Annotated in this window: 28 protein-coding genes; 18 read left to right on the top strand and 10 right to left on the bottom strand. The window is 62.6% G+C overall.

Features of this window, described 5'->3' with window-relative positions; all coding sequences use genetic code 11:
* Positions 1 to 14: 14 nt before the first annotated feature.
* The gene (locus tag KY495_RS14540) at positions 15 to 299 is read right to left on the bottom strand and encodes a hypothetical protein (protein WP_219884410.1); all 285 of its coding nucleotides are present in this window, start codon (positions 297 to 299) and stop codon (positions 15 to 17) included.
* A 309-nt stretch (positions 300 to 608) separates the two neighbouring features.
* On the opposite strand from KY495_RS14540, the gene flhB reads away from it, so the two are divergent.
* Together flhB and flhA are read left to right on the top strand one after the other, a co-directional pair.
* On the top strand, positions 609 to 1799 hold the full coding sequence (gene flhB, locus KY495_RS14545; protein WP_219880117.1) for a flagellar biosynthesis protein FlhB: 1191 nt from the start codon (positions 609 to 611) through the stop codon (positions 1797 to 1799).
* Positions 1796 to 3883, top strand: a complete 2088-nt coding sequence (flhA, locus tag KY495_RS14550; RefSeq protein WP_219880118.1) for a flagellar biosynthesis protein FlhA — start codon at positions 1796 to 1798, stop codon at positions 3881 to 3883. Before flhB ends, flhA begins: the two co-directional genes overlap by 4 nt.
* A gap of 29 nt (positions 3884 to 3912) precedes the next feature.
* On the opposite strand, the gene KY495_RS14555 is transcribed toward flhA, so the two are convergent.
* Positions 3913 to 4173 (bottom strand): GIY-YIG nuclease family protein, encoded by a 261-nt coding sequence (locus KY495_RS14555; protein ID WP_219880119.1) that lies wholly within the window; start codon positions 4171 to 4173, stop codon positions 3913 to 3915.
* Positions 4174 to 4407: 234 nt separating this feature from the next.
* Between KY495_RS14555 and flhF the strand changes: the two genes are divergently transcribed.
* The 7 genes from flhF (at position 4408) to KY495_RS14590 (ending at position 11131) form a co-directional block, all read left to right on the top strand.
* Entirely contained in the window at positions 4408 to 5742 is a 1335-nt protein-coding gene (flhF, locus tag KY495_RS14560) for a flagellar biosynthesis protein FlhF (RefSeq protein WP_219880120.1), read from the top strand.
* Positions 5735 to 6556: an antiactivator of flagellar biosynthesis FleN protein gene (locus KY495_RS14565; RefSeq protein ID WP_219880121.1), complete on the top strand. Its 822-nt coding sequence runs from the start codon at positions 5735 to 5737 to the stop codon at positions 6554 to 6556. Before flhF ends, KY495_RS14565 begins: the two co-directional genes overlap by 8 nt.
* A gap of 14 nt (positions 6557 to 6570) precedes the next feature.
* Positions 6571 to 7302: an RNA polymerase sigma factor FliA gene (locus tag KY495_RS14570; RefSeq protein ID WP_219880122.1), complete on the top strand. Its 732-nt coding sequence runs from the start codon at positions 6571 to 6573 to the stop codon at positions 7300 to 7302.
* Positions 7284 to 8033 carry a flagellar motor protein gene (locus tag KY495_RS14575; RefSeq protein ID WP_219880123.1) on the top strand — a complete coding sequence of 250 codons (750 nt, stop codon included), beginning with the start codon at positions 7284 to 7286 and terminating at the stop codon, positions 8031 to 8033. The genes KY495_RS14570 and KY495_RS14575 overlap by 19 nt, the downstream gene beginning before the upstream one ends.
* A 13-nt stretch (positions 8034 to 8046) precedes the next feature.
* A complete protein-coding gene (motD, locus tag KY495_RS14580) occupies positions 8047 to 8811 on the top strand; it encodes a flagellar motor protein MotD (protein ID WP_219880124.1) in 765 nt (254 codons plus the stop codon).
* A 27-nt stretch (positions 8812 to 8838) separates the two neighbouring features.
* A complete protein-coding gene (locus KY495_RS14585; RefSeq protein ID WP_219880125.1) occupies positions 8839 to 9408 on the top strand; it encodes a hypothetical protein in 570 nt (189 codons plus the stop codon).
* Between the two features lie 337 nt (positions 9409 to 9745).
* On the top strand, positions 9746 to 11131 hold the full coding sequence (locus tag KY495_RS14590; protein WP_229518309.1) for an MFS transporter: 1386 nt from the start codon (positions 9746 to 9748) through the stop codon (positions 11129 to 11131).
* A 67-nt stretch (positions 11132 to 11198) separates the two neighbouring features.
* On the opposite strand, the gene KY495_RS14595 is transcribed toward KY495_RS14590, so the two are convergent.
* The 8 genes from KY495_RS14595 to flgA all read right to left on the bottom strand — a co-directional run bounded on the left by KY495_RS14595 (position 11199) and on the right by flgA (position 18947).
* Complete coding sequence (locus KY495_RS14595; RefSeq protein ID WP_219880126.1) at positions 11199 to 11981, bottom strand: DUF695 domain-containing protein; 783 nt, start codon at positions 11979 to 11981, stop codon at positions 11199 to 11201.
* A gap of 124 nt (positions 11982 to 12105) precedes the next feature.
* A complete protein-coding gene (locus tag KY495_RS14600) occupies positions 12106 to 13200 on the bottom strand; it encodes a M35 family metallo-endopeptidase (RefSeq protein WP_219880127.1) in 1095 nt (364 codons plus the stop codon).
* A gap of 432 nt (positions 13201 to 13632) precedes the next feature.
* Entirely contained in the window at positions 13633 to 14688 is a 1056-nt protein-coding gene (locus KY495_RS14605; RefSeq protein ID WP_219880128.1) for a M35 family metallo-endopeptidase, read from the bottom strand.
* Positions 14689 to 14971: 283 nt separating this feature from the next.
* Complete coding sequence (locus tag KY495_RS14610; protein WP_219880129.1) at positions 14972 to 15817, bottom strand: phytanoyl-CoA dioxygenase family protein; 846 nt, start codon at positions 15815 to 15817, stop codon at positions 14972 to 14974.
* 24 nt (positions 15818 to 15841) lie between these two features.
* Positions 15842 to 17062, bottom strand: a complete 1221-nt coding sequence (locus KY495_RS14615; protein WP_219880130.1) for a glycosyltransferase family 4 protein — start codon at positions 17060 to 17062, stop codon at positions 15842 to 15844.
* Between the two features lie 274 nt (positions 17063 to 17336).
* On the bottom strand, positions 17337 to 17807 hold the full coding sequence (locus KY495_RS14620; RefSeq protein WP_219880131.1) for a flagella synthesis protein FlgN: 471 nt from the start codon (positions 17805 to 17807) through the stop codon (positions 17337 to 17339).
* Positions 17808 to 17830: 23 nt separating this feature from the next.
* Positions 17831 to 18139, bottom strand: a complete 309-nt coding sequence (flgM, locus tag KY495_RS14625; RefSeq protein WP_219880132.1) for a flagellar biosynthesis anti-sigma factor FlgM — start codon at positions 18137 to 18139, stop codon at positions 17831 to 17833.
* Positions 18140 to 18254: 115 nt separating this feature from the next.
* Entirely contained in the window at positions 18255 to 18947 is a 693-nt protein-coding gene (flgA, locus tag KY495_RS14630) for a flagellar basal body P-ring formation chaperone FlgA (RefSeq protein ID WP_219880133.1), read from the bottom strand.
* A 156-nt stretch (positions 18948 to 19103) separates the two neighbouring features.
* Here flgA and flgB point away from each other — a divergent pair, with 156 nt between their 5' ends.
* The 9 genes from flgB to flgJ all read left to right on the top strand — a co-directional run bounded on the left by flgB (position 19104) and on the right by flgJ (position 26609).
* A complete protein-coding gene (flgB, locus tag KY495_RS14635) occupies positions 19104 to 19535 on the top strand; it encodes a flagellar basal body rod protein FlgB (RefSeq protein WP_219880134.1) in 432 nt (143 codons plus the stop codon).
* Positions 19536 to 19537: 2 nt separating this feature from the next.
* Positions 19538 to 19939 (top strand): flagellar basal body rod protein FlgC, encoded by a 402-nt coding sequence (gene flgC / locus KY495_RS14640; RefSeq protein WP_219880135.1) that lies wholly within the window; start codon positions 19538 to 19540, stop codon positions 19937 to 19939.
* An 8-nt stretch (positions 19940 to 19947) separates the two neighbouring features.
* On the top strand, positions 19948 to 20661 hold the full coding sequence (locus KY495_RS14645) for a flagellar hook assembly protein FlgD (protein WP_219880136.1): 714 nt from the start codon (positions 19948 to 19950) through the stop codon (positions 20659 to 20661).
* Positions 20662 to 20693: 32 nt separating this feature from the next.
* Positions 20694 to 22211 carry a flagellar hook protein FlgE gene (locus KY495_RS14650; protein WP_219880137.1) on the top strand — a complete coding sequence of 506 codons (1518 nt, stop codon included), beginning with the start codon at positions 20694 to 20696 and terminating at the stop codon, positions 22209 to 22211.
* 25 nt (positions 22212 to 22236) lie between these two features.
* Positions 22237 to 22980 carry a flagellar basal-body rod protein FlgF gene (flgF, locus tag KY495_RS14655; RefSeq protein ID WP_219880138.1) on the top strand — a complete coding sequence of 248 codons (744 nt, stop codon included), beginning with the start codon at positions 22237 to 22239 and terminating at the stop codon, positions 22978 to 22980.
* Between the two features lie 73 nt (positions 22981 to 23053).
* Entirely contained in the window at positions 23054 to 23836 is a 783-nt protein-coding gene (gene flgG, locus KY495_RS14660) for a flagellar basal-body rod protein FlgG (protein ID WP_219880139.1), read from the top strand.
* Between the two features lie 32 nt (positions 23837 to 23868).
* On the top strand, positions 23869 to 24513 hold the full coding sequence (locus tag KY495_RS14665) for a flagellar basal body L-ring protein FlgH (RefSeq protein ID WP_219880140.1): 645 nt from the start codon (positions 23869 to 23871) through the stop codon (positions 24511 to 24513).
* Between the two features lie 11 nt (positions 24514 to 24524).
* Entirely contained in the window at positions 24525 to 25649 is a 1125-nt protein-coding gene (locus KY495_RS14670; RefSeq protein WP_374040957.1) for a flagellar basal body P-ring protein FlgI, read from the top strand.
* A gap of 30 nt (positions 25650 to 25679) precedes the next feature.
* Positions 25680 to 26609, top strand: a complete 930-nt coding sequence (flgJ, locus tag KY495_RS14675) for a flagellar assembly peptidoglycan hydrolase FlgJ (RefSeq protein WP_219880142.1) — start codon at positions 25680 to 25682, stop codon at positions 26607 to 26609.
* Positions 26610 to 26653: the final 44 nt, after the last annotated feature.

The following is a 26653-nucleotide window of genomic DNA, read 5'->3' on the forward strand; positions in this document are numbered from 1 at the left end:
AGTGACCGGTCGAATTAATGGTGGGTTGCGGCGCCGTGGTGAACCGTAGCGGTCTCGCTATCATCCGAAGCAACGGCAGCGATAGCAGCCAGAGCAACACCAACGGAAACCATGGCAGCGACCGACAGGCCGGTGCCGGTACCTGCGCCCATTGCTGGCTCAGCTGGGGTTGCTGGCGTAGCAGCGGTTTCAGCCGTTGCTGGGGTTGCTGGATCAGCTGGGGTTGCTGGTACGGTCTGGGCAAACACCTGGCCCGATACGAACGCCATGGCGGCGAATACGGAGATAATTTTCTTCATATGAATTCCTTAGGGGTTAAAAACAGTCATCAAATATAACACCATCCGTATTTTATTATAGCAACGCAATGTTTGCTTACAATAATGTGATGTCGCATATCGTGAGTGGTTCCGGGATCATAACAATCTTTTCAACTGTCAGGGCAAACTTCGGTATCGAATCGGCTTGTTTGTGTCTCAAAAGTGGTTTTCTGATAACAATGTGTGTCTGCGCTCCCAGGATTAGCCCCACTTCCTGCCCTTATTCGCACGATCGTTACTGCTGCAGTTAGACAATAATGGTCGCTGTTAATAAGGAGCCGACGCACGATGGCTGACAGCGACGCAGAAAAAACAGAAGCGGCCACTTGGAAGCGTCTTGACGACGCGCGCAAGGAAGGCGACGTGCCGCGCTCCCGCGAGCTGGCCACTTTCGTCGTGCTCATGGCTGGCGGTGCCGGCCTGTGGTTCACCGGCTCGGGCCTGGTACGCCAGCTCAATGCCAGCATGGTCTCGGGCCTGTCGCTCACCCGTGAACAGGCAACCGATGCCAACGTGCTCATCATGCGCGTGGCCAGCGACATTGCCCAGGTCATGCTCGCCTGCCTGCCTCTGGCCGCCGCCATCATGTTCGTGGCCATTGCCGCGCCACTCGCCATTGGCGGCTTTCTGTTTACCGCCAAGGCATTCATGCCGAAGTTCTCCAAGCTCAACCCCATCAAGGGACTGGCCAATCTGGTCTCTCCCAACGCGCTGGTGGAATTGTTGAAAGCCATTGCCAAGACCATTGTGGTGGGCACCATTGCCTACCTGGTGATCATGAGCCAGCAGGACGATGTGATGTCGCTGGCCCTCCAGCCAATGCATACCGGGATTGGACACACGATGGACATGATTGGTTCGGCCTTTCTGTTCATTGTCGGCGGCCTGGGCTTGATCGCCGCCATCGATGCCCCGTACCAGCTCTGGCACTACGCCAACAAGCTGAAAATGACGCGCCAGGAAGTGACCCAGGAAGCAAAAGAGGCGGAAGGCAATCCCCAGGTCAAGGGCAAGATCCGCCAGCTGCAGCGCCAGATGGCCCAGCGCCGCATGATGGCCGATGTGCCGACCGCCGACGTGGTGGTGACCAACCCGACCCACTATGCGGTGGCGTTGAAGTACGCAGACGGGCAGGGCGGGGCGCCGCGCGTGGTGGCCAAGGGCTCGGATGCGATGGCCGCCAGGATTCGCGAACTGGCCGCCGAACACAAGGTGCCGCTGCTGGAAGCGCCACCCCTGGCGCGTGCCCTGCACCAGCACACGGAAATTGGCGACGAGATTCCCGAAGCGCTGTACTCGGCGGTGGCCGAGGTGCTGGCCTATGTGTTCCAGCTGCGCGCCTACGGCAAGGGTGACGGCAAGTATCCTGACCGCCCCGGCAGGCTGGCCGTACCGGCCGAGCTGGACCCGCAGGACCCGGCCTATCAAAAACCCGGCAAGAAGACCAGAAAACCTGACAACGAGGGAGCAGCAGAATGAACAGGATGAATATGCCAGCGTGGATGTCGGGAATGAAAGGCGGCGCCGGCGCCGCCGCCGCGCCAATCCTGATCGTCATGCTGCTGGCCATGATGATCCTGCCGCTGCCGGCCTTCCTGCTGGACGTCTTCTTCAGCTTTAACATCGCCCTGTCGGTGATCGTGCTGCTGACGGCCCTGTACACGGTCAAGCCGCTCGACTTCATGGCTTTCCCGATCATCCTGCTGGTGTCGACCATGCTGCGCCTGGCGCTCAACGTCGCTTCCACCCGTATCGTGCTGACCGAAGGTCACACCGGCGGCGCTGCCGCAGGCAAGGTCATCGAAGCCTTCGGCCACTTCCTGATCGGCGGCAACTACGCTGTCGGCCTGATCGTGTTCATCATCCTGACCATCATTAACTTTACCGTTGTCACCAAGGGTGCCGGCCGTATCGCTGAAGTGGGCGCGCGCTTTGCCCTGGACGCCATGCCCGGCAAGCAGATGGCGATCGACGCCGACCTCAACGCCGGCCTGATTGGCGAAGATGAGGCCCGCAAGCGCCGCCTGGAAGTTGGCCAGGAAGCGGAATTCTACGGCGCCATGGACGGTGCTTCCAAATATGTGCGCGGCGATGCCGTGGCCGGCATCATGGTTACCGTTATCAACGTCATTGGCGGCCTTCTGGTCGGTATCCTCCAGCATGACCTGCCATTCGGCCAGGCGCTCGAGGTCTACACCCTGCTGGCCATCGGTGACGGCCTGGTGGCCCAGATTCCTTCCCTGATCATCTCGGTGGCCGCCGGTATTGTCGTGTCGCGCGTCTCGAGCGACCAGGACATCAGCGGCCAGCTGGTCGGCCAGCTGTTTGCCAAGCCTGCCGTGCTGTATATTACTGGCGCCATCATTGGCGGTCTCGGCCTGATTCCCGGCATGCCGAACCTGGTGTTCCTGCTGCTGGCAGGCATCCTGATCGGTGGCGGCTACTTGCTGGCAAAGAAAGCCAAAGAACCCAAGCCGGTGGCGGAGGAAGCGCCGCCTCCCGCGGCCACGCCCGAAAGCGAAGAAGCAAGCTGGCAGGACATCATGCCGGTGGACACGCTGGGTCTGGAAGTGGGTTACCGCTTGATTCCCTTGGTCGACAAGACCCAGGGCGGCGAGCTCCTCAAGCGCATCAAGGGCATCCGCAAGAAGTTTGCCCAGGAAGTCGGCTTCCTGGCGCCGCCGGTCCACATCCGCGACAACCTGGAATTGAAGCCATCGGCGTACCGCATCACCCTCAAGGGCGTGGAAGTCGGTTCCGGCGAGGCACTGTCGGGCCAGTACCTGGCGATCAATCCCGGCATGGCGAGCGGCTCGCTGCCGGGCCTGGAGACCACCGATCCCGCCTTTGGCTTGCCGGCCGTGTGGATCGACAGCGGCCTGAAGGACGAGGCGCAGAACATGGGCTATACCGTGGTCGATGCCGGCACGGTCGTGGCCACCCACCTGAATCACCTGATCACGACCCACGCCTCGGAGCTGCTGGGCCGGGCAGAAGTGCAAGCCTTGCTCGACCATATCGCCAAGGAAACGCCGAAACTGGTGGAAGACCTGGTGCCCAAGCTGGTGTCGCTGTCGACGCTGCAGAAAGTGCTGCAAAACCTGCTCATCGAAGGCGTGCACATCCGCGACATGCGCAGCGTGATCGAATGCCTGGCTGAATTTGCGCCCCAGACCCAGGATCCGAATGACCTGACCTCCGTGGTGCGGGTGGCGCTGGGACGGGCCATCGTGCAGCAACTGTTCCCGGGCACCAATGAGCTGTCGGTGATGACGCTCGACAATCGTCTTGAGCGCCTGTTGATGCAGGCCCTCGGCAATGGCGGTGATGGCGCCGGCATCGAGCCGGGCCTGGCCGACACCATTGCCCAGCAGGCGGCGCACGCGGCCAACCAGCAGGAGCAGATGGGCTTGACGCCCGTGCTGCTGGTGCCCGGTGCCCTGCGCATCATGCTGTCGCGCTTCTTGCGGCGCGCGCTGCCCAACCTCAAGGTCCTCTCACATAACGAGATCCCTGAGACCAAGACGATCCGCGTCACCAGCCTGGTGGGCGCCGGCATGTAAGAAAAGCGCAGGCGGCCTTCACCCTTTTCCTATCCCGGCGGCGCCACGAAATCGTTATACAGGTCGCGCCACTCGGGATTGGTATTGCTCACCAGCTTGGCTTTCCAGGCCCGGTTCCATCTCTTGAGCTGCTTTTCGCGCTCGATGGCGGTGACCATGTCGGCATGCGGTTCGCAATAGACCAGTTTGCGGCGCTGTGACTGCGCCACCCGTTTTTCGACGTCGTCGGTCACCCCGATGAACAGGTGGGGCGCACTGTCGAGTATATACACGTAGTTGAGCTTATCCATGTGCTAATCATGGCCGCTTTTTGGAAAGCGCGGCGCCCGATATTGTTTTTTTGCTATCGGGAAATGACTATGTCAGGGAAGGCTCATCCGCCCCATGTGTAAGCGAATGTGAAATGAAGGCCTTTTCCCCGCCTCCTCGCCAGATCGTTTCCCCACTGCATCGTCAATAATTGATCCTGTAAACCGGTCAATGCCTCATGTGAGCGCACACCAGCAGGAACCCAGGAGTCGGCGATGAATGTCAAAAAATTTACTGCACCAACGTCCAGAGAAGCGCTGCGCAAGGTGCGCGATGCGCTCGGGCCCGATGCCGTGATTCTGTCCAACCGCCCGGTCGACGGCGTGGTGGAAATCCTGGCCCTGGCCAATGATGATGTCGCTTCCATGGCCGCCCCGGCCCATGAGACGGAAATGGCCCAGCCCAAGCCGAGCCTGTCGCTGCCGCCTGAAAACTACGCCAACCGCCGCGCCCCGGCCGTCCACAGCGCCCCGGCAGCACCGGAGCCTGCCTTCGACATGTCGCTGATGGCCTCGCAAATGTCGTCCATGATGCAGCAGGCCCTGGTGCAGGCCCAGGCGCAGGCACAAGAAGCGGCCGCCGCCGAAATGAGCGGCATGATGCATGAAATCCGCGCCATGCGCGGCCTCATGGAAACCCAACTGGCCGAAATCTCCTGGGGCACCACGCAGCAGCGCGAACCGCAAAAGAATGCCGTGCTGCGCGAAATGCTGGCGGCCGGCTTTTCGGCCAGCCTGTCGCGCTACCTGATTGAAAAGCTCCCGTCCGGCAAGGACGAGGCGCAAAGCATGGCCTGGATCAAGACGGTCCTGTCGCGCAACCTGCAAACCATCAGCAATGAAGACGCCATCCTGGAAAACGGTGGCGTGTTCGCCCTGGTTGGCCCCACCGGCGTGGGCAAGACCACCAGCACGGCCAAGCTGGCCGCGCGCTGCGTGATGCGCCATGGCCCGGAAAAGCTGGCCCTGATCACCACCGACGCCTATCGTATTGGCGGCCACGAGCAGCTGCGCATCTACGGCAAGATCCTGGGCGTGATGGTGCACTCGGTCAAGGATGAATCGGACCTGCGCATCGCCCTGAAGGAATTGCGCAACAAGCACACGGTGCTGATCGACACGGTCGGCGTGTCGCAGCGCGACCACAACGTGGCCGAGCAGGTGGCGATGCTGTCCGAGTCCGGTGCCGACGTCAAGCGCCTGCTGTGCCTCAATTCCACGTCGACCAACGAAACGCTCAATGAAGTGGTGCGCGCCTACCAGGGCAGCGGCCTGGCCGGCTGCATCATGACCAAGCTCGATGAAGCGGCATCGATGGGCAATGTGCTCGACGTCGTGATCCGCCAGAAGCTCAACCTGCACTACATCTCCAACGGCCAGCGCGTGCCGGAAGACCTGCACCTGCCGGACCGCGCCATGCTGATCGACCGCGCCTTCCGCCTGAAAAAGGATGCCGCCAGCCAGTTCGCCGACAGCGACCTGCCACTGGTGATGTCCGGTGCCGCCACCGCCAGCAACGACCGTACCCTGCGCGAGGTGTACCTTGGCTAATTTCGATTTTGACCAGGCCGAAGGCCTGCGCCGGATGCTGGCCGGCCCCAAGCCGCGCATCATCACCTTTCTTTCCGCCACGCCTGACGACGACAAGGGCGCCATGCTGGTCAACCTGGGTGCCTCGTTGGCGCGCGCCGGCAACGATGTCGTCATTGTCGACGCCTGCGAACAGGATTACGGCGTGGCCCAGCGCCTGGGCGTGGACCGCGGTGCCAGCCTGCTCAACGTGGCGCGCCAGGAATGTGGCCTGAACCAGGTTATCAGCCAGGTGCCGCAGGGCTTTAACGTGGTGTCCATGAAGCGCACCCGCAACGCCCACGCCAGCCTGGACGACACGCGCCGCCTGGCCAAGACTTTCGACGTGCTGGTCAAGCAGAGCGGCATCGTGATTGTGGACGGCGAATTCGACGCCAGCGACAGCTTCCCGATCCCCATCATGGGCAACTCCGAAATCGTGGTCCAGGTCTCGACCTCGGCCACGTCGATCACCAATGCCTACGCCCTCATCAAGCGCCTGTCCCAGCAGCTCGGGCGCCGTCCTTTTGGTATTTTAGTCACGGGCGCTACCGAAGCAGAGGCGAAAGTGGTATACGATAATATGTGTGCTGCGGCAAGTCGTTACCTGGCTGTCCATCTGACGTCGATGGGCTCGGTGCCAGCCGACGAATACCTGCATCGCGCCGCGCGCCTTGGGCGGGCGGTGGTCGATGCCTTCCCGCTGGCTGGGGCGTCGGTTGCGTTCCGCCAGCTGGCAGGGCGTTTTGCCATGCAGCGCGGCCGCGCCGGGGGCAGCACGCATTTCGGCACCTAACACTTACGGTGAACATGTACACGGTCAAAGGCAAGAAGACAGACAAGAATGACCTGCTGACGGAACACATGCCGTTGGTGAAGCGCCTCGCCCACCACATGAAGGCCAAGCTGCCGCCATCGGTGGAGGTGGACGACCTGGTACAGGCCGGCATGATCGGCCTGCTCGACGCCATCAGCCGCTATGAGGAAAACCATGGCGCCCAGTTTGAAACCTACGCCGTGCTGCGCATCCGCGGCGCCATGCTCGACGAACTGCGTTCGTCCGACTGGCTGCCCCGTTCGATGCGCCAGAACATGCGCAAGATCGAGGCGGCCATGAGCGCCCTGCAGCAAAAGCTGGGCCACGCGCCGAGCGAATCGGAAGTGGCCAAGTCGCTCAAGCTGTCGCTGTCGGATTACCAGGACATGCTGTCCGACGGCGGCGGCCACCAGCTGGTGTACTACGAAGACTTTCACGGTGAAGAAGGCAATGACAGCTTCCTCGACCGCTACGCGGTTGACGATGCCGATCCGCTGCGCAGCCTGATGGATGGCGACTTCCGCCAAGCCGTGGTGGACGCCATCGAGGCGCTGCCGCCGCGGGAAAAAATCCTCATGGGCCTGTACTACGAGGAAGAACTCAATCTCAAGGAAATCGGCGCCGTCATGGGTGTGTCGGAATCGCGCGTGTCGCAGCTGCACACCCAGGCGGTGGCACGCTTGCGGGCCACCTTACGGGAGCAGGCGTGGACCGGGCCAGCGTAACCGGCATCATTTTCGGCATCGGCGCCCTGATGGTGGGGCAGGTGCTTGAAGGCGGGAGCCTCGGTTCCCTGGTGCAGCCGGCCGCGTTTGCGATTGTCTTTGTCGGCACGGTGGGCGCGGTACTGCTGCAAACCGAGATGCCGACCTTCATGCGCGCCATGCGCATGGCGCGCTGGGTGTTCCAACCGCCCCCTTCGCAGCGCACCAAGCTCGCCGGTGACATCGCCAAATGGAGCCTGCACGCGCGCCGCGACGGCCTGCTCTCGCTCGAACAATTCATGCTCGCCTCGAAGGACGCCTTTATCCAGAAGGGCCTGCGCCTGGTCATTGACGGCATTGCGCCGGACAAGGTACGCAGCCTGCTCGAAACTGACCTGTCGGCCTACGAATTTCGCGAGCGCCAGGGCGCCAGGGTGTGGGAAGCGGGCGCCGGCTATGCGCCCACCATCGGCATCCTGGGCGCGGTGCTCGGCCTGATCCACGTGATGGAAAACCTGGGCGACCCGTCCAAGCTGGGCAGCGGCATTGCGGTGGCCTTTGTGGCGACCGTGTATGGCGTGGGCCTGGCCAATCTGCTGTTTTTTCCGATGGCGAACAAGCTCAAGACCATCATCGCCGACAACGTGGCCCAGTACGAAGTGCTGACCGACGTTTTCCACGACATCGCCGGCGGCGACCATTCGCGCGTGATCGAAGAGCGCGTGGTCTGCCTGCTGGCCCGCGCCGACTGAAGGCGCGCACACCATGGCGCGCAAAAAGTACGAGGAAGAGCACGAGAACCACGAGCGCTGGCTCATTTCCTACGCCGACTTCATCACGCTGCTGTTTGCCTTCTTTGTCGTGATGTACGCCATTTCCTCGGTCAACGAAGCGAAATACAAGGTGTTTGCGGAGTCGCTTGGCAAGGCCCTGTCGGGACGCGGCGCGGTCAACGTGGCCCCCACCACGGCGGCGGTGGCGCCGGCTCCCACCGTGTCGCTCTCGACCCTGGTGCAGCGGCGCCGCGCCGAAGCACTGCGGCGCGAGCGCGAAGTGATGCGCAAGCTGGCCGTCAAGCTGGCCGACACGCTCGCGCCCCTGGTCAAGGAGGGCAAGGTGCGCGTGACCCAGAGCAGCCGCGGGGTGTCGGTGGAGATCAATGCCAGTGTCCTGTTCGATCCGGGCGATGCCACCCTGGCGCGCGAGTCGGACCGCGCCCTGCGCGCACTGGCCGTGCTGCTGCGCGACGATCCGCACGCCATCCAGGTCGAAGGCCACACCGACACCACGCCCATTTCAAGCGGCATTTTCCAGTCAAACTGGGAATTGTCCGCCGTTCGCGCCAGCAGCGTGATACGCTTGTTCAATGAAAGCGGCGTGGATGCGTCGCGCCTGACGGCGGTGGGGCATGCGGCCAACGTGCCGGCCGCAAGCAACGACACCCAGGAAGGCCGTGCACGCAATCGCCGCGTGACGGTCATGATCCTGTCGGCCCTGCCCGATACCACTACCGAAATATCGGCCCGCTGATGCCGATATCCGGACAAGGAGACGAGCATGAAGAAATCTGCAATGACCCTCTCGGCTGTGCTGTTGCTGGCGGCAGCCGCCTGCAACAGCAGGACTGAATCGACGACCAGCCTTGACAACCAGACCCCGGTCACCGCCGGCATCACCGCGGTCACCACAGATAACAAGGGTAGCGCAATGACCGACAACGCGAGTGTGCGCCAGCAGCTGCAGGTCGATGCCAGCGGCGGCAAGGTGGTGGTGAACCTGAAAGTGGAAAACGGCACGGCCAGTCCCGTCTTCGTGCCGAAGGCCGTGTTCGTGGACGATGAAATCTTCCGGCGTGAGTTTGAAGTGACCAACAAGGCCACCGGCGCCGAGGTCGATTACATTGGTCCCATGGTCAAGCGCGGCCCGTTTACGCGCGATGACTTCGTTGCCGTACCACCTGGCCAATCGCTGGCCAACAGCATTGACATCACGCGCAGCTACGACTTCAAACCGGGCACCACGTACGAACTGAAATACGCAGGTGCTTACCTGGGTGATGTGGCGCAGCTCGATGTCACCAGCCCGGTGGCGGTGGCACCGGTCACCTTTACTTTCAACAAGCCCTAAGCCTCCTCATAGCCTCGCATTGCAAAGATGCCGGGTTGCTGCACAGGGTGGGGCTGTTAGCGCTTCAGCACTCTTCAAGTCGCGCTGCCTCAACAAGCGCGCCGCGCCTGGGGACATGCCAGGCAGAGCCGACCCCACCGACTCTCACTTTCCCTGACCGTTGACACCGGGCCTGAGTTGGCCCTTACAGGTCAGCGGTGCCACTGCGCGCCACGCTGGCTGCATGGTGAACACGACAGAATGCACTTGCCTTGCGGTGTAGTTCTACTACGAACGTCGGTTTTTAGCGATATTTTGCGGTCATTCGGCTTGTTATGCACACTAGGTTGGTGTATCTTTGCTACAAACCAAGAATTACACACCACCTGGAAGAGACATGCAGACCGCACTGAAAGCCGAAATTCCGCAAGCCAGCACCTCAATAAAAAAGCCTGCCCTGTCGTTCTGGCAAATCTGGAACATGAGTTTCGGCTTCCTTGGCATTCAGTTTGGCTTTGCATTGCAGCAAGCGAACGTCCCTCGGATCCTCCAGACCATGGGCGCGGAGCCGGACAAGATTGGTTACCTGATGATCGCCGCGCCTTTGGCCGGACTGCTGGTCCAGCCCATCATTGGTTACATGAGCGACCGGACCTGGGGCCGTTGGGGCCGCCGTCGTCCTTACTTCATTCTTGGCGCGGTGTTCTCTGCCCTGGCCCTGTGCGGCATGCCCAATGCGTCCACGTTGTGGATGGCGGCTATCATGCTGCTGATTCTTGACGTGGCGATCAACGTCGCGATCGAACCATTTCGCGCCTTCGTGGGCGATCTCTTGCCAAAGGAACAGGTCACGAAAGGCTTCGCGTTTCAAACCTTCTTTATCGGCATTGGCGCAGTGATTGCCTCGGCCCTGCCTTTTATCCTGACCCATGTGTTTGGGGTGGCGAACACTGGCCCGGCAGGCGAGGTCTCACCGTCGGTGACGCTTGCCTTTTACCTCGGTGCTGGCGCGTTTTTTGGTGCGGTTGCGTGGACCGTGTTCCGCACCAAGGAGTATTCGCCCGAGCAAGTGCGCCTGTATCACCCGGAGGCGGAATCCGTCGAAAAAAGCGGCGGCGGCGTGGCCGGGTTCTTTAGCAACTACCGCCATATGCCCAAGATCATGCAGCAACTGTCTCTGGTGCAGTTCTTTACGTGGTTCACCTGGTTTTCCATGTGGACCTATGCTACCGCGGCCATCACCCAGCACATCTACGGCACCACCGATACCACTTCCGCCCTGTTTAATGAAGGCGCAGACTGGTGGGGCGTGTGCAGCGCCGTCTACAACGCGGCCTCGATTGCCTTTGCCTTCCTGCTGCCGGTGATCGCACGCAAGACCAGCCGCAAGGCAGCCCATGCCCTGGCACTGGCGGTGGGCGGCATGAGTTTTATCGCCATGTATTTTGCGACCTCGCCCGCCATGCTGGTGCTGCCCTTTATCGGCATTGGCCTGGCCTGGGCAAGCACGTTGTCGATGCCTTATGCCGTTCTTGCCTGCGCCATCCCGGCACATAAGATGGGCATGTTCATGGGCATGTTCAACATGTCGATTGTCTTCCCGCAGTTGGTGTCCGGCTTGACGCTGGGATTTTTTCTGACCTACGTTTTCGATGGCCAGGCGATCATGATGCTGATTCTTGCTGGCGTCTCGATGCTGATTGCCGCAATCCTGTCCATGGTTGTGGTCAAGGAATTGGATTGAGCGAATCGTCACAGTGAGCGCCCAGCGTGCTGGCCCCACGCTGCGCTGATCGGCGATTGGCGTTCAGCTAGCGCCAGAAGCGCCACCATGGCCGCGCGTGCGGCCCTGCCGGGTCGCACTGCCAGCCCCCGTAGGTGCCGCCGTGCTGCTCCGACAAGCGCGTGAGCAGGGCGGTGATTTCGCTCATGATGGTGAGCGTGGGGGTCTGCGCGCGCTGGTAGTGCAGCGCGAACGGATGGCTGTCCTGCGCGCTGCCGTCGTCCAGGCTCGCCACCGCAAATCCCGCATCCTCGACCGCCTGCATGAACGCGGCGCGGCCGGTGGCATCGGCAAAGCGCGACACATGGGTCACCGGGCGCGCAATGGCCGGCAGGTCGCCGCGCCTGCCCAGCGCTTCCACCTGCTCCTTGTCGGCCATGAAGCGCAGCGCGCGCCCGCGCGGATAAAGCACCTCCAGATACTGCGTCCACTGGGCGTCGGGCTGGGCCCAGGCATCGACCACATAGCCGGGAAAGGGCGACATGGCCGCCCTGACCACCGCTTCGAGCTGGCTGGACGCGACCGTGTAGAAATAGAATTCGCGCCGCCCTTCGGTGGTGACGCGGCCTGCATACACGGCGCCGTACTGCTCCTTGAAGGTGATGGTGAGGCGGTCCTCGATCTCGGCCAGCACCTCGAATTCGGCATCGGTCGACATGCCGTGGGTGGGGTCGGGCTGGCGCAGGTACAGCCACAGCACCACGATCACGGGGCGCTTGATGTCCGGGGCGCCGGCCTTCAGGGCCAGGTCCAGGTAGACCGAGGCGCTCTTGCCGCCGACCGTACTTTGATAAAAATCCCAGTTGCTCATGCAGCGTCCCGATGGCTCAGGCCTCCATTGTAGCCTTGCATGCCTGGCGCACCGATGAAAAAAGGCGGCACCCCGTTTGCACGAGGCACCGCCCGAAATCCCCAAGCCGGGAAAGAAAAAACGATTAGTTCAGGAAAGGCGTGTTTTCCGCGAAGTATTCGTGGTTGTCCGCATTGTCGAGCGCGCGGGTCGGGTTGCTCGTGGCCAGGCTGGCAGCGGCCGACTGGCCGTAGGCATGATCGTCGGTAGCGGCAACGATGTTGAAGTGCGACAGCTCATGGACCATGGTTCCGCCCTTGGAGTCGGTGCCCGTCATCGGTGCCGACCAGAAGGCGTTGCACACGTAGATCTTGTACGGCTGGGTTGGATACACGTAGGCAAAGTAGGATTGCTTGCAGCTGCAGTCCACCACCACCGGCTTGGTGTCGAGCGCGGCCTTGATGTTGGCAAAGTGCGAGCGTGCCGTGCTGTAGCGCGACGAGGTGTAGCTGCCGAACCATTTCTTGTAGCGGTTACCCACGGTGCCGGCGTTGAGGTAGTTGACGCTGTTATTGGCCATGGTCTTGGCCGCGCTGATGGCCGACGACACGGTGCTGGCCTGGGACGAGGTGCAGTTCGAGAACGACAGGCCCATCGGGCTTGGGTTTTGCTGGTGCTTGGCCATCTCGAACGGAGTGCCGATCTTGGTGCCGCGTGCGTGCAGGCCGTCAATCCACAGCGATACCGGTGCCGATTCGATCTCACCGACTTCGGCGCTGGTGGCAACCACGCCCTTGGCGTCATAGGACCGGGTAAACAGGTTGGCCGACGCTGCATGGTACTTGATCGAATAGTCGCCGGTGACGGTCATGTCGTACAGCGACGAAATTTCCACGCGGGCGGTGTGGGAAGCGCCCGGCTTGAGCAGGAAGTAATCCTTGGCCGTCGGGGCAGGACGCTTGTAGTGGGCGCCCAGGTAAGGCACGTCCACGCCATCGCGCTTGACTTCGAAGATATGCTCTTCGATGCCGGCAAACGGCGTATGCCACTTCAGGACCATCTGCGGCTGGGCCGAAGTATTGGTGATGGTGACTTTCAGGACGACGTCATCATCTTTTTTCAGCGATTGCTTGTCGGCGGCGACGGTGACGGTCACGCCATTGGATCCGGCCTGCGCGGAAAAACATGCAGCGATTGCTGCGATCGATACGCCAGCCTTCACGAATTTCTTAAGGTTCATTTCTGCTCCGATAGATGATCTAGTGGTTTTTATGTGCGCCGGGCCCCTATCAGCATCTCCACATGCCTGAACAAGCGAGCTCGACAAGTCATCGTCACACATTCCGCCAAGCCCGGTAAACGTTGAATCATCGGAAAATGTGACATTTCGACGAATGTTGCACGGATTTGTCTTTTGTTGGTTCTCGAAAGAAACGTTCACGCTTCTCCTATGACGAGAAGATTGTTTTCCTTGAAATTGCGTAAGCACTCTGACAATGGATTGTTAAATTCTGCACAGTTGGTTGGCCAAATAAACTTTTGTTGGTCGATGATGCTGTATGGCATTTGTATGCTTACAACACTGGCCCATTGGACGAAAAAAAACCGGCGCCTTGCGGTGCCGGTCTGGTCTTGATGCCCGTCATTGGCGGGCATTTGGGGGCAGATTTGCTTAGTTCAGTGCCGGGGTGTTTTCGGCAAAGTACTCGTGCGAGTCGGCATTGTTGACCGCCTTGTTCGGATCGCTGATGGCCAGGCTGGCCGCACCCGACTGGCCGTAGACCCAGTCATCGGTGCCGGCAACGGCGGTGAAGTGGCTCATTTCGTGCACCAGGGTGCCGCCCTTGGAGTCGGTGCCGGTCATGGGTGCCGACCAGAATGCCTTGCACACGTAGATCTTGTACGGCTGGTTCGGATACACGTAGGCGTAATAGGTCTTCTTGCAGCCGCAGTCCACCGTTACCGACTTGTTGTCAAACGCATCCTTGATGGCGGCAAAGTTGTTGCGCACCGTGGTGATGCGGCCGGAATCGGCCGCGCCGAACCACTTGGTATAGCGCGCGCCCAGCGTGCCGCCCATGTAGCTGCTGGAATTGTCGGCCATGGTGCTCGCTGCGGCCATGGCACTGGTGATGGTGTTTTGCTGGGTGGTGGTGCACTTGCTGAACGTCAGCGGGCCGGAAGGGGCCGGGTCGGTGGGACGCTTGGCCAGCTGCGACTCGCTGCCGCGCGGCAGGCGGCCATCGATGAAGATGGTGGCGACGTCGGACTTCAGTTCGCCAACGCTCTTTTCATTGGTGCCGAACAGGTTCAGCGACTTGGCGCTATAACGGACCGTGTACTGGCCCGTGATGCTCATGTCGTAGATGTCCGACAGCTCGACCTTGACGGTGTGCGAGGCGCCTGGCTTGAGCAGGTAGTAGTCCGACGCTTTTGGCGCGGGACGCTTGTAGTGGGCGCCAAGGTAGTCCACTTTCTTGCCGTCGCGGGTTACTTCAAACAGCGACTCTTCCACTTCGCCAAAGGCAGTGTGCCATTTCAGGATCATCTGCGGCTGACCCGAGGTGTTGGTGATCGTCAGGCGCATGGTGACGTTGTCGTTCTTACCCAGCATGTTCTTTTCGGCGGCGACCGATGCCGTCACGCCTTTCGATCCTGCCTGAACGCCGGCGCATGCTGCGACGGCCATGAGTGCAACGCTTGCCTTGGCTACGTGATTCCAGTTCATTGTTTTCTCCGAGAGATTGATAGTATGAATTGCGGCGTCCTCCCTGCATCCTGCAACAGGGTGCGCCACTTTTTATATGTAGTTTCCGTGTATAAATATTACTTGTATATACCGGTAACTCATGGGTAATACTCGGACATTCATGCCGATAAGTAAAGTTGATTTGTGTGAATTTGTGATTATTTGCTGAGATTGCCTGTTTTATGGGCGTTCTACAACGCGCGGCTGGCGCCCGGGCGCGTTGCGTGCTAGGCCGTGCGCCGATCGGGCCCTGGGCCCTTGCTCAGGCGCGCACCAGCTTGCGTATCACGCGCTTGACGCTGTCGACGGCCTGGCGCGCCGGCCCGGGCGTGGCATCGGTGAGGCGGCGATTGAAGTGGGGCGTGTCATCCTCTTCCACGCCAAAGAGCTGTTTGCGCTGGCGGCAGGTAAAGCGCCCCAGGTCGGCCGGAATCGCGCTCTTGTACTGCTTCATCCAGAAATGCGAAAACGCATAAATGATGGACTTGCGCACGGTGGCGCTCTTGTTGTCGAGCGCCATGTGCATGACGTGGGTATTGAAAATGATGGCGTCGCCTGCCTGCGGCACGATCTTGACCACGGCCGCCGAATGCTCGTCGCGCAGGCTGGCCGGGCGCGGGTAGCCTGCCGGCAGGCGGTGGCTACCGGGGATGAAGGCCAGGCAGCCCTGGTCCGGCGCCAGGTCTTCCAGGTAGTAGTGGACCTTGGTCAGGAAGTTCAGGCTGTGCTCGTGCGAAAAGCCGGTGACATGCGCCAGGTCGGAGTGAAAGGGCGCGGTAAACGTCACGCCCGGATAGAACAGGCGCGCCGCCGTCTGGGTCAGCTGGATGTCGTCGCCCACCAGTGCCACCAGCAGGGGGAAGATGCTGTCCATGTCGACCAGGTCGACAAACGCCGGGTCCTGGTCGAGCACTTGGGGAATGTCAAAGTAGCCCATGCCAACCTTTTTCGCCTGCGCTGCCGTGGGCGCGCGTGCGCGCACGGCAGCCTGGCCAAAGGCGGTGTGCAGGCGGCGCAGCTGGGCGTCGGGAATGATCTGGCGCAGATGCACGAACCCATGAGTGTCGAACTGCAGCTTGAGGACTTCAATTTCCTGGGGCGTGAACACGTGCGTCTCCTGCTCTCTGGCGGCTCAGGCAGCGCGCCGGCCGCCGGCTTGCGCCCCCGGCACGGCGCGGGCGTGGGATGCGGCCAGCACCGACTGGTACAGCTCGGCCTGGGCAGCCGACGGCGCGGCCCAGGAAAATTGCTCGGCATAGCGGCGCGTGGCGGCGCGGTCCGGATAGGCGGCGCGCAGCTGGCGCAGTGCCGCGGCGAGGCTGGCAGCGCTCAGCTCAGGAAACAGCAGGCCGGCGCAGGGTTCCTGCACCACCTCGACGGTGCCGGGAATGGCGCTGGCCACCACCGGCGTGCCGCAGGCCATGGCTTCGAGCAGCACATTGGCCCAGCCTTCGCGGCGCGAAGCGAGTACCAGCGCGTCGGCCGCCTTGTACAGTTCTGCCAGCTGCGGTTGCCGGACGGAGCCGGCAAAGGTGACGCGCTCGTGCACGCCCAGTTTTTCTGCCAGCTTGCCCAGGCGCGATCGTTCCGGACCATGCCCGGCAATGATGAGCTTAACGTCCGGCATGGCGGCCAGTACCTCGATGGCCAGGTGGTGCCCCTTGGCCTCGATCAGGTTGCCAACTGACAGCAGCGTGAACGATGCCAGCTGCAGCGCCGCCCGTGCCTGTTCGCGCCCGCCCGGGTGGAACAGTGACAGATCCACGCCATTGCGCAGCACCGTGATCTTGTGTTCATCGACGCCCAATTCCACCAGCGCCTGCTTGAGCGAACCCGACACCGTGGTGACGGCACCGGCGTGGCGCGCGGCCCAGGCGATGGCGCGCCGCGACGAGGGCATCTGGCCAAAGACATTGATGTCCGAGCCCAGCGCCTTGATCACGACCGGCTTCTTGAAGTGGCGCCCCAGCATGATGGCGGCCACGCCGTCCGGGTAAAAATAATGGGCGTCAATCACATCGAAGTCGTAGCCCGAATCGATGACCTTGCGCACGGCCGGGATGGCGGCCATGGCCAGCAATTGCGGTGCCAGGCGCTGGCCCACCTTGGGCAGTACCGGGTAGCGCGGATGGCTGATCTGGACACCGTTTTCCTCGCGCTCGCGGACCGAGCGGGCCATGGCGCCATACTTGCCAAACAGGCTGGCCTGGAATGGAAACCAGGGAATCGGCGCGACCACGCGTGCACTGACGGGACTGCTTTCCAGCAGTTTGCCCAGGCTCGTTTTGGTGAAGATGCCGTGCTGCGGCGTTTCGGAATTCGGGTACAGCGTGGTGAAAGTGAGGATTTTCAAGGTCATTCTTCGGCGCAGGGTGATGAGCGGTGCATGCTTTGACCACGCCTGCGCCCGAACGATCAGTGGCCCGGCAAGTTTTCATCAACCGGGTGGCAATTATTTTTTTGATAAGTATGCCTGAAAACCGGAAAAATAGCACGGGGCAAATGCCGATATCGGCGCCATGAGCCCGGGGGGTAGCGCAGGCGAGCGCACGCCTGCCGCTGGCAGCCGGGAAGAAAGGGGGGGAAGGGGGGAAGGGTCAAACAGCGCTGGCGTGGCCAGCGCCGGGTTAGCCGACGACCAGTGGCCGCTTGTTGTTCGCCGAGCTTGTCTGGCCCTTGGGGCCGTACACGCCCATGTCGGCTGCATCGGCAGGGGTGCGCATGGCGGTGATGAGATTTTGATTGTGCGTCATCTGCTTGTTGATGAGCATGCCGTTCACACGGTTGAGTTCCTTGGCTTCGCGCATGCGCGCCAGCGCCTCCTGCCACACGGCCTGCATCGCAGGCTCGTTCTTGGCAGCCAGCCAGCTGTCCATGCCAGCTTCCGAGCCGGGCAGGCCGGCGCCGGCCAGGGCCGCGTGGCGCTGTCCGGCCAGTAGCGCCAGCTGGGAAATATGCGCGGTCTTGACGGGCGTGAGGCTAGCCAGGGTGTCGGTATCGGCCGCCACCAGGCATTGCTGCTCCTGCTTCATCAGGTCGATCAGCGCATCGATCAGCGCCAGTTCGTCATGCAGGGTGGTGTGCGGACTAGTTGCCATGATCAAGCCTTCTATCGCCGGGGTCAGCGCTTACGGGAATGCAGCAGGTCGCGTACCGTTTCCAGCAAGCCGTCCGCCACCTTCTCTGAATTTACCTGGAACTGGCCATCGGCGATGGCCATCTTGATGCGTTCAACCTTCTTGGTGTCGAACACGCCCGTGCTGGTGCCGGCCGCGCTGCTGGCCAAGGCCTGGCCCTGGGAAGACAGGCGCACGCTGTCGGTCGCCGCCGGGGTGGCGGTCGTTGCCTTTTCGGTATTCTTGGCGCCCGCGGCAGGCGTATTGGCCTGCGGCAGGGTGGGAGTACCTTTGATGGGGTCGTTGATTTTCACAGCATTATCCTCTCAGCCTGGAGTGGGAAACTCCTCGTTCTGCTACCAGTAACGGCGTGGCCACCGTAAACTTTAGCGCAAGCTGCAGCATTCTGCACCAATCTGGCTGTCCCGCCTACAAAGCCACTTCGACCAGGCCGCCGGCCCGGGCCACGCCGCTGATGATGGCCCCGCCCGGTGTGCGCACTTGCACCACCTGGCCATCGCTGGCCGTGCCGATGGCCTTCGCTTCGGCCGTGACCTTGAAGCCGGCGCCGCCCGACACCACCCGTACCGATTGTCCCTGCTGCACCACGGGTTTGCTCTTTAACATGTCCGAACGCAGCGGAGCGCCGGCCGCCAGCGACATGCTGCTGGTGCGGCCAATGGCCTGGGCCATGTCGGTGACCACGCCGGCGGGCAGGGCGCCCAGGTCGCCCTTGGCCATGACCAGCTGCGACGCTTCGATGGGCTGGCCCTGGGCCAGCGGCATGGCGGCGGCCACGTAATTGGCCATCACGCTCACCTGGGCTTGAATATACACCGTCCACGCCACCGGCGCCGTACAGCGTACGCCCACTGTCGTTTTTCCCATCACGCGCGCGCCCGGCTGCTGGAACGCTTGCGGGGCCGGGCAGGCAGCAAGGCGCATGCGCCCGTCCACCGCCCCCACCGTGACCGTGACCACGCCGGGCAGCCCGGCACTCTGGGTTTGCAGGTGTTGTTCGGCAATGCTGCGCAGGGCAGACAAGTCCTGGGCCGGCGCTGCCTGCCGGGCAAAACCGGGCTGGGTGGTGAGGCATAACAGGAGGGCGAGAGCAAGTTTCATGGCAGGTGTCCTTGAAGAATGCAGCCATGATAGGCCTCGCGCGAGGCGACCGAACCCATGAATAGCCCCCTTTTAGGCATCCTTATCGCTGGATGAAGATGCCACAAGGCACCGTATTATGAATCCTGTGAGAAAGACTTTATCCGGGAGGCCGACATGTTAGGCAAGCTCAACGAACACATGCGTTTTAATGAAACAGCCCTGAGCCTGCGGGCCCAGCGCCAGCAGCTGCTCGCATCGAACATTGCCAATGCCGACACGCCCAATTACAAGGCGCGCGACATTGATTTCGCCAGCGCCCTGAAAAACGCCGTGGCCCAGAAGGCCGGTGAAGCCAGCGCGCCGCCGGCCGTCATGGCCCGGACCCAGGCTGGCCATCTTGGCAACACGGGCGCCAGCGCCGACTTCCTGCCCAACGGCACGCCGATCCAGTACCGCATGGCAGCCCAGGGCAGCGCCGACAACAATACGGTGGACATGGATGTCGAGCGTAACCAGTTTGCCGACAATGCCCTGCGTTATGAGGCTGCCGTGACGTTCATCAATTCGCAGATCCGCGGCATGATCACCGCCATCCAGGGACAATAATCATGTCGCTCTTTAATATCTTTAACGTTTCCGCCTCGGCCATGAGTGCCCAGGCCCAGCGCCTCAATACCGTGGCCAGCAACCTGGCCAATGCCGACAGCGCCACGTCCGCCAGCGGCCAGGCTTACCGCGCCAAGCAGGTGGTGTTCGAGGCGGTCCAGAGCCAGGGCGGCGGCACCGGCGTGAAGGTGCAACAGGTGATCGAGGATGCCTCGCCCCTGAAGCAGGTATATGACCCCAAGCATCCGTTGGCCGACGACAAGGGTTACGTCGCCATGCCGAATGTGAATGTGGTCGATGAAATGGTCAACATGCTGTCGGCCTCGCGCTCGTACCAGACCAACGTCGAGACGATGAATGCAGCCAAGACGCTGCTGATGAAGACCCTGCAGATCGGTCAATAAGGAACGCCATGAGTACCATCCAGAACGCCCCCGCCTTCGTGTCGCAAGACCTGCTCAACTCGGTCAACGTCAAGAAAAACGCCCCGGCCGCCGGCAGTGTCGAAGCCGACCAGGACAAGTTCATGACGCTGCTGGTCACGCAGATGAAGAACCAGGACCCCTTGAATCCGCTCGACAATGCCCAGGTCACCAGCCAGCTGGCCCAGCTTTCCACGGTCACCGGTGTGAACAAGCTCAACACCACGCTGGAATCGCTCAAGTCCAGCTACCAGTCGTCGGAAGCGCTGCAGGCGGCCAACCTGATCGGCCACGGCGTGCTGGTGCCGGGCGACCGGGTCCAGCTCACCGACGGCAAGGCCATCATGGGCATTGATCTGGCCACCGGCGCCGACAGCGTGCAGGTGGTGGTCACCGATCCCCGTACCGGCAAGGAAGTGCAGACCATCAACATGGGCCCGCAGCAGGCAGGCACCGTACCGATTGCCTGGGATGGGGTGCCCGACCCGAGCCAGGTGGGTGCCGATGGCAAGCCGGTCACCCTGCGCAACGGCAATTACCTCATCAAAGTGGTCGCCGAGCGCGGCGGCCAGGCGCTTACCGATGCCAAGACCTTGTCCTTTGACAGCGTCGGCAGCGTCACCACCAATGCCAAGGACGGCGTCAAGCTGAATTTGCCCAACCTGGGGACTGTTTCCCTGGTTGACATCAAACAAATTCTGTAAGCCCGCATTTACTTTTATTCAGGAGATTCACCATGTCTTTCCAACAAGGTCTTAGCGGCTTGAACGGCGCTGCAAAATCGCTCGACGTCATCGGCAACAACATCGCCAACGCCAGCACGGTCGGCTTCAAGGGGTCGCAAGCCCAGTTCGCCGACGTGTATGCCAACTCGCTCAATGGCGCCGGCGGCAACCAGGCCGGTATCGGCACCAAGGTCTCGCAGATCGCCCAGCAGTTCACCCAGGGCAATATCGAAGCGTCGAGCAATCCGCTCGATATCGCCATCAATGGCGGCGGCTTCTTCCGCACCTCGGCCAACGGCACCACCCAGTATTCCCGCAACGGCCAGTTTTCGCTGGACAAGGAAGGCTTTATGGTCAACGCCCAGGGCGCCAAGCTGACCGGCTTTAGCGCGGGGCCGACCGGCGCCATCCTGGCCGGCTCGCCCGTGCCGATCCAGATCAACACGGCCGACCTGCGGCCGGTTGCCACCACCCGCGTCGACACTGAAATCAACCTTGATTCGGGCAGCCTGGTGCCGGTCACCTCGCCCTTCAATGCGACCGACCCGACCAGCTACAACAAGCAGACCCCGGTGGACGTCTACGACAGCCTGGGCAATCCGCACGTGATGTCGACCTTTTACGTCAAGACCGATGGCGGCGCCTGGGATGTGTACACGGCCGTGGACGGGGTGGAAGTGACCAATCAGCAGGTTGCCGCCGCTGCCCAGGGCGATGCCGCCTCGGTGGCCGCCCGCGCCGCCTACCAGGTCGCCTCGACCACGCCACCGGGCAATACCACCACCCAGGCCATCGCTTACGCCCAGGCCGCGTCCAACGCCGTGGTCGCTGCCGCCACGGCCGCCGGTGCCTCGCCGGCCACGATCACGGCCATCCAGACCGCCGCCACCAGTGCCGGCACCACGGTCGGCATTTCGCCCGATGAAATCGACGCCCTGATTGCCGACGCGGTCAGCGTGCCGCCCGTGCGCACCGGCTACCTGCGCTTTGACAGCGCCGGCGCCCTGTCGACCTCGCTCATGTCGCCACAGACCCTGCCGCTGTCGATCTCGCTGCCGATCTTCCCTTCGACCGGTTCCAACAACACGCTGACGCTGAACATGAACTTCGCCAACTCGACCCAGTATGGCGCGGCAACGAGCGAAAAGAAGACGACCCAGGACGGCTACACCGCCGGCAGCCTGCAGCGCTTTTCCGCCGGCGCCGACGGCATCATCCTGGGCCAGTACAGCAATGGCCAGTCGCACGCGCTGGGCCAGATCGTGCTGGCCAACTTCGCCAACCCCAACGGTCTGTCACCGCTCGGCAACAACGCCTGGGCCGAGACCTCGACCTCCGGTTCGCCACTGGTCGGCACCCCCAACTCGGGCAGCCTGGGCGTGCTGCAATCGTCGGCGGTGGAAAACTCGAACGTCGACCTGACCGCGGAACTGGTCAACATGATCACGGCGCAGCGCGTCTACCAGGCCAATGCGCAGACCATCAAGACCCAGGACTCGGTCCTGCAGACGCTGGTGAACCTGCGCTAATCTGACGTCACGGGCAAGGAAGAACATGGACAAGTTAATCTACACCGCCGCCTCCGGCGCCAAGCACATCCTGGAAAAGCAGGCGACGGCGTCGAACAACCTGGCCAATGTCAATACCACCGGTTTTCGGGCCCAGATCGACGCCTTCCGCGCCGTCCCGGTCGTGGCCGAGGGTACCTTGCCCACCCGCGCCTTTGTCGTCAACAGCGAAGCGGGCACCGATTTTTCGTCCGGCCCGCTGCAGATCACGGGGCGCGACCTGGACGTGGCCATCAAGGGCAAGGGCTGGATCGCGGTGCAGATGGCCGACGGCAGCGAAGCCTACACCCGCCACGGCGCCCTGCAGATGAACCCCAATGGCCTGCTGCAGACGGCCCAGGGCCAGACCGTGCAGGGCGACGGCGGCCCCATTACCGTGCCGCCGGAAGTGTCGGTCACCATTGGCGGCGACGGTACCATTTCGACCATTGCCAGCACCACCAAGCCGGGCGCGCCGACCGTGCTGGGGCGCCTGAAACTGGTCAATCCCGACGAGAACGACCTGGTACGGGGCGACGATGGCATGTTCCGCCTGAAGAGCGGCCAGCCGGCACCGGCCGACCCCGGCGTGGTGGTGGCCGGGGGCGCGCTGGAAGGGTCCAATGCCAACCCGATCGATGCCATGGTGGACATGATTTCCCTGGCGCGCGCCTTTGAAATGCAAATGGGCCTGCTCAAGAACGCCGAGAACAACGCGGCGAAAGCCGACCAGATCCTCGCTTTGAATTGACACCGCAGCGCGCATAATCTTCTCATCGACCGGTGGATCGCGACATGCGCGCTCACCGTAACTGGAGAAGACCATGATTCGTTCCCTGTACATTGCCAAGACCGGCCTGGAAGCGCAGCAAACCCAGCTCGACGTCATCACCAACAACCTGGCCAACGTCAGCACCAACGGCTTCAAGCGTTCGCGTGCCGTGTTCGAGGACCTGCTGTACCAGAACGTGCGCCAGCCCGGCGCCCAGTCATCCCAGCAAACCAATCTGCCGTCAGGCGCCCAGATCGGCTCCGGTGTGCGTACCGTGGCCGTGGAGCGCATCCACACCCAGGGCAACCCGCAGGCAACCGGCAACGCCAAGGATGTCATGATCAACGGCGCCGGCTTCTTTTCGGTGCTGCTGCCGGACGGCACCGCCGCCTACACGCGCGACGGCTCGTTCCAGAGCGACGCCAACGGCCAGCTGGTGACGTCATCGGGCTTTGTGGTGCAGCCTGCCATTACGGTGCCCGCCAATGCGCAATCGATCACCGTGGGCCGCGACGGCACGGTCTCGGTCACGCTGCCCAATACCAGCGCGCCATCGCAGATCGGCACGCTGCAGCTGTCCACCTTTGTCAACCCGGCCGGCCTGGAATCGAAGGGGGAAAACCTGTATGTGGAAACGGGCGCCTCCGGCAGCCCCGGCACCAATACCCCGGGCACCAATGGCGCCGGCGTGCTCATGCAAGGCTATGTGGAAACCTCCAACGTCAACGTGGTCGAAGAGATGGTCAACATGATCACCACCCAGCGCGCCTACGAGATCAACAGCAAGGCCATCACGACGTCCGACCAGATGCTGCAAAAGCTGGCCCAGCTCTGATCACGCCTGACCCATTTTTTCGGAAGAACTCGATGAAACCATTGATGATTGTTGTCCTGCTGGCGCTGGCCGGCTGCGCCGCCACCCCGAGCACCATTGTCGACCGCCCCACCAGCGCGCGCCCGCTGTATCCGGAGGCGCAGGCGCCGGCCAATGGCGCGATCTACCAGGCGGCCGCCTACCGGCCCCTGTTCGAGGATCGCCGCGCCCGTCATATCGGCGACATCATGACCATCAACATCATCGAAAAGACGGCCGCCGTCAAGGCTGGTGCCAGCTCGGGCAACAAGTCCGGCAGCGCCGGCTTTGCCGCGCCCGGCATCATGCGCGGCGTGTTCGGCGCCCAGGTGGCAACGGAAGCGGCCACCAAGTTCTCCGACGCCGACAACCAGAGCGCCAGCAATACCTTCAACGGCACCATCACCGTCACCGTCACCGAGGTGCTGCCCAACGGGAACCTGATCGTGGCCGGCGAAAAGCAGGTGGCCATGAACAAGGGCGTGGAGTTCATCCGCTTCTCCGGCATGGTCAGCCCCGACACCATTGGCGCCGGCAATACCGTGGCCTCGACCCAGGTGGCCGACGCCCGCGTTGAATACCGTACCAACAGCCAGATCGACCGCGCCGAGCTGACCGCCATGGCCTCGCGCTTCTTCCAGTCGCTGCTGCCTTTCTGATGCGAGCCTCCATGAAAATTTCGATCCGCCGACTGTTCCACGTACTGACCCTGGGCGCCATCTGCCTGGTCATGGCCGCGCCCCAGCTGGTGCAGGCCGAGCGCCTCAAGGACTTGACCAGCATTGCCGGCGTGCGCCAGAACCAGTTGTCCGGCTACGGCATCGTGGTCGGTCTGGACGGCAGCGGCGACCAGACCACCCAGACCCCGTTTACCGTGCAGTCGATCGTCTCCATGCTGCAGGCCAAGGGCGTGAACATGCCGCCCGGGACCAGCCTGCAGCTCAAGAACGTCGCGGCCGTGATGGTGACGGCCTCGCTGCCGGCCTTTGCCCAGCCGGGCCAGACCATCGACATCACGGTGTCCTCGATCGGCAATGCCAAGAGCTTGCGCGGCGGCACCCTCATCATGACGCCGCTGCAGGGCGCCGATGGCCAGGTCTATGCCATGGCCCAGGGCAATGTGCTGGTGGGCGGCGTGGGCGCCGCGGCCGGCGGCTCGCAAGTGCAGGTGAACCACCTGGCGGTAGGCAAGATTTCGTCCGGCGCCACGGTGGAGCGCGCCGTGGCATCCAACCTGGGCGAGAACAACCAGATCCGCCTGGAACTGAACACCACCGACTTTGCCACCGCCAGCCGCGTGGTGGAAGCGATCAACAACCACTTCGGTCCCGGCATCGCCACCGCGCTCGACGGGCGCGTGGTGCGGGTACGCTCGCCGTCGTCGTCGGACGCGCGGGTGGCCTTCATCGGCGTGCTGGAAGGGCTGGAAGTGTCGCCCGCCCGGGGCGCGGCCAAGGTCATCCTCAATGCCCGCACCGGCTCGGTGGTCATGAACCAGTCCGTCACGCTCGATTCGTGCGCCATTTCGCACGGCAACCTGTCGGTGACGATCGGGGCCGACAACCAGGTCAGCCAGCCCAATGCCCTGGCCGGCGGCCAGACCGCGGTGACCCAGAACGCCAGCGTGGAAATCAAGAAGGACCCGGGCAAGGTCGTGATGGTCAAGGGTGGCGCCAGCCTGGCCGAAGTAGTCAAGGCCATGAATGCCATCGGCGCCTCGCCGCAAGACCTGCTGTCGATCCTGCAGGCGCTCAAGGCGGCCGGCTCGCTGCGCGCCGACCTTGAAATCATTTAAGCAGCACCGGAAATTCTGAAGGGGAATGCCATGATCGGTCCAAGCAGTGACATGTCCAGCAAGTTCGCGCTCGATACCAAGGGCCTGGGCGAGCTGAAACAGTCGGCCAAGGCTGGCTCCCCGGAAGCCTTGCGCGGCGCCGCCACCCAGTTTGAAGCCATGTTCATCAACATGATGATGAAGAGCATGCGCGATGCCACGCCCCAGGAAGGCATGCTCGACAGCCAGCAGAGCAAGATGTTTACCGGCATGCTGGACCAGCAGATGAGCCAGAACATGGCCAAGCGCGGCATCGGCCTGGCCGACGTCCTGATCCGCCAGCTGTCGGCCCAGGCGGCCGGTGCCCAGGCCCTGGCCATCGGCGCCGAACCTGGCAGCGGGCAAGATCCCCTGGCCATGCCGGAACTGCCCCTGAACCGCATCGGCAGCGAGCCGCTCAAGGCGCCGCCCGTGCACCTGGCCCCATCGACCCCGGGCATCGCGGCCAATGGCCGCCCGCAGGCGCCCCACGTCAGGCAATTCCAGGAAAAACTGGGGGTGCATGCCGATGAAGCCGAGCGCGCCACCGGCATTCCCGCCAAATTCATGCTCAGCCAGGCAGCGCTGGAGACGGGCTGGGGCAAGCGCGAAATCCGCAATGCCGATGGCTCGGTCAGCAACAACCTGTTTGGCATCAAGGCCGGCCCTGGCTGGAAAGGCAAGGTTGCCACGGCTGTCACGACCGAATTCATCAATGGCGTGCCGCGCACCCGGGTGGAAAAATTCCGCGCCTACGATTCTCCGGCCGACAGCTTCAAGGATTACGCCCGTCTCATCACGACCAATCCGCGCTATGAAAAGGTGCTGGCCAATGCCAAGGATGCGGCCGGTTTTGCCCAGGGCTTGCAGAACGCCGGTTACGCCACCGACCCGCAGTACGCAGCGAAATTGACGCGTATTATCAGGAATAACCTGGCGTAAGCATTGCGCCGCGCGCCGGCTGTCTTCAAGTTTTCGGATTTGCT

Origin of the sequence: Massilia sp. PAMC28688, from assembly GCF_019443445.1 — a bacterium.
Lineage (GTDB): Bacteria > Pseudomonadota > Gammaproteobacteria > Burkholderiales > Burkholderiaceae_D > Telluria_A.

Excerpts from the sequence above, each read along its gene's own strand:
- KY495_RS14620 (WP_219880131.1), bottom strand. The coding sequence starts at position 17,807 with ATGGCAACTAGTCCGCACACCACCCTGCATGACGAACTGGCGCTGATC.
- KY495_RS14595 (WP_219880126.1), bottom strand. The coding sequence starts at position 11,981 with ATGAGCAACTGGGATTTTTATCAAAGTACGGTCGGCGGCAAGAGCGCC.
- flgG (WP_219880139.1), top strand. The coding sequence starts at position 23,054 with ATGATTCGTTCCCTGTACATTGCCAAGACCGGCCTGGAAGCGCAGCAA.
- KY495_RS14555 (WP_219880119.1), bottom strand. The coding sequence starts at position 4,173 with ATGGATAAGCTCAACTACGTGTATATACTCGACAGTGCGCCCCACCTG.
- flhF (WP_219880120.1), top strand. The coding sequence starts at position 4,408 with ATGAATGTCAAAAAATTTACTGCACCAACGTCCAGAGAAGCGCTGCGC.
- KY495_RS14570 (WP_219880122.1), top strand. The coding sequence starts at position 6,571 with ATGTACACGGTCAAAGGCAAGAAGACAGACAAGAATGACCTGCTGACG.
- flgA (WP_219880133.1), bottom strand. The coding sequence starts at position 18,947 with ATGAAACTTGCTCTCGCCCTCCTGTTATGCCTCACCACCCAGCCCGGT.
- KY495_RS14645 (WP_219880136.1), top strand. The coding sequence starts at position 19,948 with ATGAGTACCATCCAGAACGCCCCCGCCTTCGTGTCGCAAGACCTGCTC.
- flgC (WP_219880135.1), top strand. The coding sequence starts at position 19,538 with ATGTCGCTCTTTAATATCTTTAACGTTTCCGCCTCGGCCATGAGTGCC.
- flgJ (WP_219880142.1), top strand. The coding sequence starts at position 25,680 with ATGATCGGTCCAAGCAGTGACATGTCCAGCAAGTTCGCGCTCGATACC.
- flhB (WP_219880117.1), top strand. The coding sequence starts at position 609 with ATGGCTGACAGCGACGCAGAAAAAACAGAAGCGGCCACTTGGAAGCGT.
- flgB (WP_219880134.1), top strand. The coding sequence starts at position 19,104 with ATGTTAGGCAAGCTCAACGAACACATGCGTTTTAATGAAACAGCCCTG.
- KY495_RS14605 (WP_219880128.1), bottom strand. The coding sequence starts at position 14,688 with ATGAACTGGAATCACGTAGCCAAGGCAAGCGTTGCACTCATGGCCGTC.
- flgF (WP_219880138.1), top strand. The coding sequence starts at position 22,237 with ATGGACAAGTTAATCTACACCGCCGCCTCCGGCGCCAAGCACATCCTG.
- KY495_RS14665 (WP_219880140.1), top strand. The coding sequence starts at position 23,869 with ATGAAACCATTGATGATTGTTGTCCTGCTGGCGCTGGCCGGCTGCGCC.
- KY495_RS14650 (WP_219880137.1), top strand. The coding sequence starts at position 20,694 with ATGTCTTTCCAACAAGGTCTTAGCGGCTTGAACGGCGCTGCAAAATCG.
- KY495_RS14540 (WP_219884410.1), bottom strand. The coding sequence starts at position 299 with ATGAAGAAAATTATCTCCGTATTCGCCGCCATGGCGTTCGTATCGGGC.
- flhA (WP_219880118.1), top strand. The coding sequence starts at position 1,796 with ATGAACAGGATGAATATGCCAGCGTGGATGTCGGGAATGAAAGGCGGC.
- KY495_RS14585 (WP_219880125.1), top strand. The coding sequence starts at position 8,839 with ATGAAGAAATCTGCAATGACCCTCTCGGCTGTGCTGTTGCTGGCGGCA.
- KY495_RS14670 (WP_374040957.1), top strand. The coding sequence starts at position 24,525 with ATGAAAATTTCGATCCGCCGACTGTTCCACGTACTGACCCTGGGCGCC.
- KY495_RS14600 (WP_219880127.1), bottom strand. The coding sequence starts at position 13,200 with ATGAACCTTAAGAAATTCGTGAAGGCTGGCGTATCGATCGCAGCAATC.
- motD (WP_219880124.1), top strand. The coding sequence starts at position 8,047 with ATGGCGCGCAAAAAGTACGAGGAAGAGCACGAGAACCACGAGCGCTGG.